6 protein-coding genes are annotated in these 7,018 nt (G+C 66.6%); 4 read left to right on the plus strand and 2 right to left on the minus strand.

Going from position 1 to position 7,018, the window contains the following annotated elements; translation table 11 throughout:
- Positions 1–76: 76 nt before the first annotated feature.
- A complete protein-coding gene (locus tag H6717_41530; GenBank protein ID MCB9583589.1) occupies positions 77–1,174 on the minus strand; it encodes a hypothetical protein in 1,098 nt (365 codons plus the stop codon).
- A gap of 219 nt (positions 1,175–1,393) precedes the next feature.
- Positions 1,394–2,176 carry a metal-dependent hydrolase gene (locus H6717_41535; GenBank protein ID MCB9583590.1) on the minus strand — a complete coding sequence of 261 codons (783 nt, stop codon included), beginning with the start codon at positions 2,174–2,176 and terminating at the stop codon, positions 1,394–1,396.
- 89 nt (positions 2,177–2,265) lie between these two features.
- On the opposite strand from H6717_41535, the gene H6717_41540 reads away from it, so the two are divergent.
- From H6717_41540 to H6717_41555, 4 genes are all read left to right on the plus strand, one after another.
- Positions 2,266–3,270 (plus strand): AraC family transcriptional regulator, encoded by a 1,005-nt coding sequence (locus H6717_41540; protein MCB9583591.1) that lies wholly within the window; start codon positions 2,266–2,268, stop codon positions 3,268–3,270.
- A gap of 72 nt (positions 3,271–3,342) precedes the next feature.
- Positions 3,343–4,353: a hypothetical protein gene (locus H6717_41545; protein ID MCB9583592.1), complete on the plus strand. Its 1,011-nt coding sequence runs from the start codon at positions 3,343–3,345 to the stop codon at positions 4,351–4,353.
- Positions 4,353–5,804, plus strand: a complete 1,452-nt coding sequence (locus tag H6717_41550) for a protein kinase (protein ID MCB9583593.1) — start codon at positions 4,353–4,355, stop codon at positions 5,802–5,804. The genes H6717_41545 and H6717_41550 overlap by 1 nt, the downstream gene beginning before the upstream one ends.
- Positions 5,804–6,616, plus strand: a complete 813-nt coding sequence (locus H6717_41555) for a hypothetical protein (GenBank protein MCB9583594.1) — start codon at positions 5,804–5,806, stop codon at positions 6,614–6,616. The genes H6717_41550 and H6717_41555 overlap by 1 nt, the downstream gene beginning before the upstream one ends.
- Positions 6,617–7,018: the final 402 nt, after the last annotated feature.

Here is a 7,018-nt window from a genome sequence, read left to right on the forward strand (position 1 = left end):
AACGCGAGCTTTCAGCGTAGCCAAGAACCCTTCATCCGGCAACTTCACGCGCTCGTCACGGGCGATCGAAAAATCTCTATGCCAGGTTCCAAGGGACTTGGGTCTTGGCGACACGCTGACCTTCTGCGTCCGGTCGCGGACCGAGGAGCACCCAGGTTCGCATCTGACCTTTGCCCTTCACCTCGAGCTCGCCCCGCGGCGAGAGCTCGTAACGGTGCACGAGCAGCCGTTGGACTGCCTCCGTCACTTGAATGGTTCCGGGCTCCGCGTGGGATTCCATGCGGCTCGCGGTGTTCACCGTATCTCCCCATACGTCGTATATGAACTTGCGCTTGCCAATGACTCCGGCGACGACGGGCCCGGTGTCGATGCCGATACGCAAGCTGAGGGGCTCGCCGAAACGCTCACTGAAGTCCGCGACCCGGCGTTGGATGGCGAGAGCCATCTCGGCGATGGCCAGGGCGTGATCCTCGGCGTGGTCCCCGAGCCCCGCGGCCACCATGTAGGCGTCCCCGATGGTCTTGATCTTCTCGAGGGACAGCTTGTCCGCCAGATCGTCGAAGCTCGAAAAGACCTGGTTCAGTCGGTCCACCAGCTCTTCCGGCGCGATGCGCTCGGTCATTCGAGTGAAGCCCACGATGTCGGCGAACAGCACGGAGGTTTGGGTGAAACGATCCGCAATGGAGCCGCCGTCCTCTTTCAGACGCTCGGCGATGCGAGGAGGCAGCACGTTGAGCAACAGACGCTCCGAGCGCTTTCGTTCGGCGTCCAACCGCCGGCGCTGCAAGAAGCCCTCGCGCGCCTGGCGCTCGAGCTGATAGGCGAGCAGCGCGCCGATGCCGCCGAGGGAGAACATGGTCGTGCTGATGGAGGCGCGCACGGCGGGCGCGCTGTGGGCGAGCACCAGATCCAGCAGCCAGTAGGTGGCGACGGCGACGGCGGTGAACGTAATCTGCGTCACCACGCCCATGTGCGCCACGAAGGGCCCCAGCGTGACGAACAGCACCGCGTAGGAGCTGTACAGGAAGTATCCCGTGGGCGGCGAGATGGCCGCGATGTACAGCACCACGAACACGGCCGTGGTGCCGTAGAAGAACATCACCAGCTGGCCGAAGCGGGCGAGGTGCTTGCTACGGACCACCGCGAACGCGACGGCCGCCACGGGCAGGAACATGCCGAAGCGCGCGGCCCACGCCCGCGAGAGCACACCGGGAACGATGAGCCAGTCGTGCACTGCGTAGGCGAGAAACACCAAGGAGGCGATGCCGACGCTGAACTGCAAGAAGCGTTGGCGCCGCGGCAACTCCTCGCGAGCGAACTCCGCCTCCAGCCGTGCGTCGACGAACGTCCCCGTACGTCCGATGGTCTCCGTCACCCGCGCTAAGATAGCGGACTATGCGGCGGAAAGCCCGCGACGCCAGTCGTCCAGCAGCGCGCGGTTGTCGAAGTCCCAGGGGTGGAACTCGCGGCGATAGAAGGCCAGGTAGGGTCGCAGCAAGCGACGCAGTCCGCCGGGCTTGCCGAAGCAGAACCAGAGCAGGTCGGCCCACTGGCGGGGGGAAAACAACGTGCCATCTGCGCGCATCATGCGGATCTGTTGCTCGACGACCTTCAGCCAGAAGATCAGCGTGGCCCCGAGCATCATCTCCACGCGCAGCCAATAGCCGCCCCCGGCTGCCTGGTACACGTCGAACGCCACCGCCTTGTGCTCGTTCTCCTCGGCGGCGTGCCAGCGCCACAGACGCGCCATCTCCGAGTCGGCGCCCTGCAAAAGTCCGGGGTCCGACAGGACCATGTGCGCCATCAGCGCGGTGAAGTGCTCCAGGGCGCAGGTCACGGCCAGCCGCGCTCGCTTCGGAAGTCGGCGGCTCACGCGATCGAGCAGTCGCTTCACGCGGGCCTCCATCTCCACCACTGGATAGCCGTGCGCTGCGAGCATTTCGTTGTAGCGAACGTGCTCACGACCGTGCATGCCTTCCTGTGCACAGAACGCTTGCACGTCGCGTTCGAGCTCGGGGCTGGTCACGTACTTTCGGTGCGCCTTCACGCTGGCGATGAAGAACCGCTCGCCGGCTGGAAAGAACACCGACAGGTTGTTGAAGAAGGTGCTGACGGCGGCCCGCCCTCCGTGCCAGTGGGCGGCCACGCCCTCCATCCGGAAACGGAGGTCACGCACTTCTATGGGGGCTGACACTCCCGACAGGTTGGGCCTTCTTCTGCCGCTCCGTCAGGTTACCATCGGCCAAGCTCTTGTCATTTACGGCCATGGAACCGACGTTTCCCGCAGCCCACGCCCTCCACTTGGTGGAGCTCGTCAAGCGTTGGGACATCGCGCCCCAAGAAATCGTCGGTGGGCTCGACGTCGAGCGTTTGGCGGATCCCGCGGAACGGCTGCGCGTCGTCGAGCTGGAAGAGATCATCGAACGCGCCCGGCGACTGACGGGCGAGGCCGGCATCGGATTCTTCCTGGGGCTGCAGATGCAGGTGTCCGCCCATGGGCAGCTCGGCTTTGCGGCGATGACGGCCAAGTCCGTGCGCGAGGCGCTCTCCGCCGCGGAACGCTTCGCTCCGACTCGCACCACGGCCCTGTCCTTGGAGGTCCGCGAGAGAGCGCAGCAAACCGAGCTGGTGATCCACGAGCGAGCGGACCTCGGCCGTGCGCGGGACGTGGTGCTGGTGGCGCTGGCCGTCGGCATCTGGCGCATCGGCTGTGCGCTCACCGGTCGGGAGCTCTCCGGCAGCGCGGACTTCGCGTTCGAGGAGCCCGAGTACTTCGCGCGTTTCGCCTCCGCGTCACCCGGCAACGTGCGCTGCGGCCAGCCGGAGAATCGGCTGGTGTTTGCCACGGAAATCCTGGACCTACCGCTGACGATGTCCGACGAGGCCGCTCGGCGCTTGGCCGTGCGGCATTGTGAAGCAGAGCTGGATGCCCTCGGCTACGAGCGCCAGCTCGTGGGTCGGGCTCGTGCCCTGCTGCCAAATGGTGAGGTCGGCTTCCGGACCTTGGACGAGCTGGCGCAGGAGCTCGGTATGTCGCCGCGCACCCTGCGCCGGAAGCTGGCCGCCCATGGCTCGAGCTACAGTGAGCTACTCGACGCCGAGCGAAGGGACCGCGCCATGCTGTTGCTGCGGAACGACGCCTTCTCCATCGAGCAGGTGGCGGAGCGCGTTGGCTATGCCGACCTGGCCAACTTCACCCGAGCCTTTCGCCGCTGGGTGGGTATGACGCCCGCCGCCTTTCGCAAGAGCGCGACACTGTTGAATGATTGACGCGAAGCTCGCGAACGAACGTACGGCTGTAGTGCGCTTTGCTTCGAGCTGCTAGATTCGAAACGATTTGCCATGAGTTGGAGCGGGCAGCGCTGGCTGATTGTCGGATGCGTGGTGACGGGCTTGTGGACGGGCTGCTCCCTCGGGCTGCCGCCGGATTCGGAGTACGTTTCCGAGGATGACGCGGGGACCGCCGCCACGGGCGGCGCCGCCGGCAGCGCGGGCACCGGCGGCACTGCCGGCACGGGCGGCACTGCCGGCACAGGCGGCACTGCCGGCACTGCGGGCACCGGCGGCACTGCAAACACCGGCGGCACTGCGGGCACCGGCGGCACCGCCGGCACGGGCGGCACCGCCGGCACGGGCGGCACCGCGGGCACGGGCGGCACTCCGGGCAGCATCCCGATGACGGGGCTCGAGCTGTGGCTGGATGCCAGCACGCTCACCCAGGGGCCCCTCGCTACGTGGCCCGATCAGAGCGGCAAGAACAAGAACGCCAGCCAACCGGACACCACCAAGCAGCCAGCGGTGACCAGCACCCTGCTCAACGGCAACCGCGTCGTCTCCTTCGATGGGGTGGACGACTACATGTCGCTCCCGACGGGCTTCAAGGACTTCACTCAGGGCATCAGCGCGTTCGTTGTGCTCCAGGCCGACCAGGCGAAGCAGAACGAAGGTCAGCTCCACCTGGGCAACAGCCTCAATACCGACTTGATTCGTCTGTCCCGCGACTACACCTACGAGTCGGCGGTCTTCAACGTGAACACGAACGACGTCGTGTTCTCCACCAACGGGACATACAAGGTCGGGTTCCCGACGTTGATCACCGGGCTGCAGATCCCGGGCACGGCCACGGCCACGACGCGGCTCTACATCGATACCGTCCAGCAGATGGAAAAGGCGCTTCCCCCCGCCACGAACACGCTTCGAACCATCAACTGGGTCGGTCGCAGCAACCTGTCCGGTACCTATTTCTCGGGGTTCATGGCGGAGATCATCCTGTACAGCCGCGCCCTGTCCCAGTCGGAGCTCGTTCAGGTCCACGGCTATCTCCAACAGAAGTACGGGTGCTGCGGGAACTGATGGCTGACGACGCCAAAGCTCCCAAGATGGTGGGGCGCTACCGCATCTACGGCGAGATCGCCGCGGGCGGCATGGCGACGGTGCACATCGGTCGGCTCATCGGTCCGGCAGCGTTCTCCCGCACCGTGGCCATCAAGCGCCTTCACGCTCAGTTCGCGAAAGATCCGGAGTTCGTCGCCATGCTGCTGGACGAAGCGCGGCTCGCGGCGCGCATCGTGCACCCCAACGTGGTCTCGACTCTCGATATCGTCGCAGAAGAGGGAGAGCTGTTCCTGGTCATGGACTACGTGGCCGGCGAGTCTCTGGCGCAGCTCCTGAAAAAAGCTGCGGCGGCCAAGCGTCCGCCACCCGTCGGCGTCGCCGTTTCCCTGGGAGTGGATCTGCTCCTGGGTCTGCATGCCGCGCACGAGGCCAAGTCTCAAACCGGACCTCCGCTCGAGATCGTGCATCGCGACGTGTCGCCTCAGAATTTGCTCGTGGGCGAAGACGGCGTGGGTCGCGTGGTGGATTTCGGCGTGGCCAAGGCGGTGTTCCGGTCGTCTTCCACGCGCGACGGCAAGATCAAGGGCAAGCTCTCCTACATGTCGCCGGAGCAGATGCAGGCCGGCAACGTGGATCGCCGGAGTGACGTGTTCGCGGCAGGTGTGGTGATCTGGGAGACGCTCACGGGGCAACGGCTTTTCTCGCGACCCGATCCGGGCGGCACCATCGCCGCCGTGCTGGCCGACGCGGTGGAGCCGCCCAGCAGCGTGGTCTCGGACATCCCTCCCGCGCTGGATGCCGTGGTGCTCAAGGCCCTCGAGAAGAAGGCGGAGGATCGCTTCGCGACGGCGGGGGAAATGGCGAAAGCGCTCGCGGAGGCGTTTCAACCCGCCGGCGCCATGAGCGTGAGCGAGTGGGTGCGCGAAGTTGCGAAGGACACGCTCGCTGCGCGCGCACGCCGGGTGGCGGAGGTGGAGAGCCATTCCGCGACGGGCGCGGAGCTCACCGAGGCGGATCCAGGCGAGGTCACACAGCACGCCAACGCCACGGATCACACCGCGAGCGTGGTGGGCGTTCCCAAGACGTCTTCGCGTCCCATGGTCTGGGGCCTCGCGGGCGCAGTGGTGGTGCTGCTCGGCATCGTGTGGTTCATGGCGGCGCGAAGCACGGCGCAGCCGATCGCCGCGCCGGTTACGGCGGCCTCGCCGGCGCCCCCGGTCGTCCGCTCGGCACCACCGGTGGCCGCAGCCACACCCTCGGCCGTCCCCACGGCATCTGCGGCGCCTGCAGCTTCGGAACAAGGAGCCGTTTCGTCGCCGCCCCCGCGCAAGGTCGTTCGACGACCGGCGCTCGAGAAGGCAGCACCGGCGAAGACGGCAAAGCCGACCAAGGCCGCCAAGCCGGGCTGTGATCCGCCGTACACCGTGGATGGGCAGGGCGAGAAGGTTTTCAAGCCGGAGTGCTTCTGATGAGAGAGTTCGCCGCGTTCTGCTTCGTCGCCGTCACCACCGTTGCTTCCACTGCCGCCGCGCAGTCCAAGGAGTGCATCGCGCACCACGCATCCGGCAAGAAGCTGCGCAGCGAAGGCTCGCTGATGGCCGCCAAAGAAGAGTTCTTGAAGTGCGCGGCGGACGGCTGTCCAAAGATCGTGCGTGACGAATGCTTGGAGCTCGTGGGCAAGGTTGCACGAGAAACGCCGAGCATCGTGGTCGCGGTGAAAGACGGGAACGGACGCGACGTGACCAGCGGTCGTGTCACGTTGGACGATCGCGAGCTGTCCTCCTGGACGGAAGGCCTGGCCGAGCCGCTGGATCCGGGCCCGCACACCCTGGCGTACACCGGGCCGGACGGTCGCGAAGCGAAGGCGGAGTTCATCGCTCGGGATGGCGACAAGCGCCGCACCGTCGAGGTCACGCTGCCCGCAGCGAGCACTCCGCCACCCACGGACGAGCTTCCGCCCGAGGTGGCCGCACCCGAGAGCTCCACGCCAGTGCTCGCTTACGTGCTCGCCGGGGTGGCCGTGGTGGGTCTCGGCTCCTTCACGTACTTTGCGCTCGACGGTCAATCGAAGAAGAACGACCTCGACGACTGCAAGCCGCACTGCCAGCAGACCGACGTCGACGCCATGCGCCGCAGTTTCCTGATCGGCGACATCTCCCTGGGCGTGGGCGCTCTGGCCCTCGGCGGCTCGGCCTACTTCTTCCTGTCACCGAGCCCTGCTCCCGCCGAGCACGACACCGCGGCTCCGCCCCTGTTTCTGAGCGCGTCCGGCACCTTCTGACGCCTTCTTTCGGGCGCTTCTCACACATTCGTGGGTGTCTGAATGCGAGAGGAGGGCTCAGAGGGACGTGCCCCTCGACTGGGTCATGGTCTTTCTGGTCCGGCGCGGCAAAGGGCCGAAGCGTCCCCTCTGCGCGTGGGGTCAACCGGTCCAAGGGCAAGCGCTCCGCTCATGCCCGTGCGCAACAGCATTGCTGCAGCTCGACCAGCGGCGGCGCGCGTGAACCGAGCAGCCAAGCCTCGGAACCAAGTACTCCCGATGGCGACCTTCATCCTCACCCTCGTGCTGCTCGGCTCCGACGTCGAGCGGCTGGTCCTCGAGTAGCCGCGAGGAGCGCGCCCACAACGGGTAGCGCGGCGACCTGAAGGCGGCTGTCCAACGCATCGTGGACCGCGTCAGCTC

The sequence above is a fragment of the Polyangiaceae bacterium genome (assembly GCA_020633235.1).
Lineage (GTDB): Bacteria > Myxococcota_A > Polyangia > Polyangiales > Polyangiaceae > JACKEA01.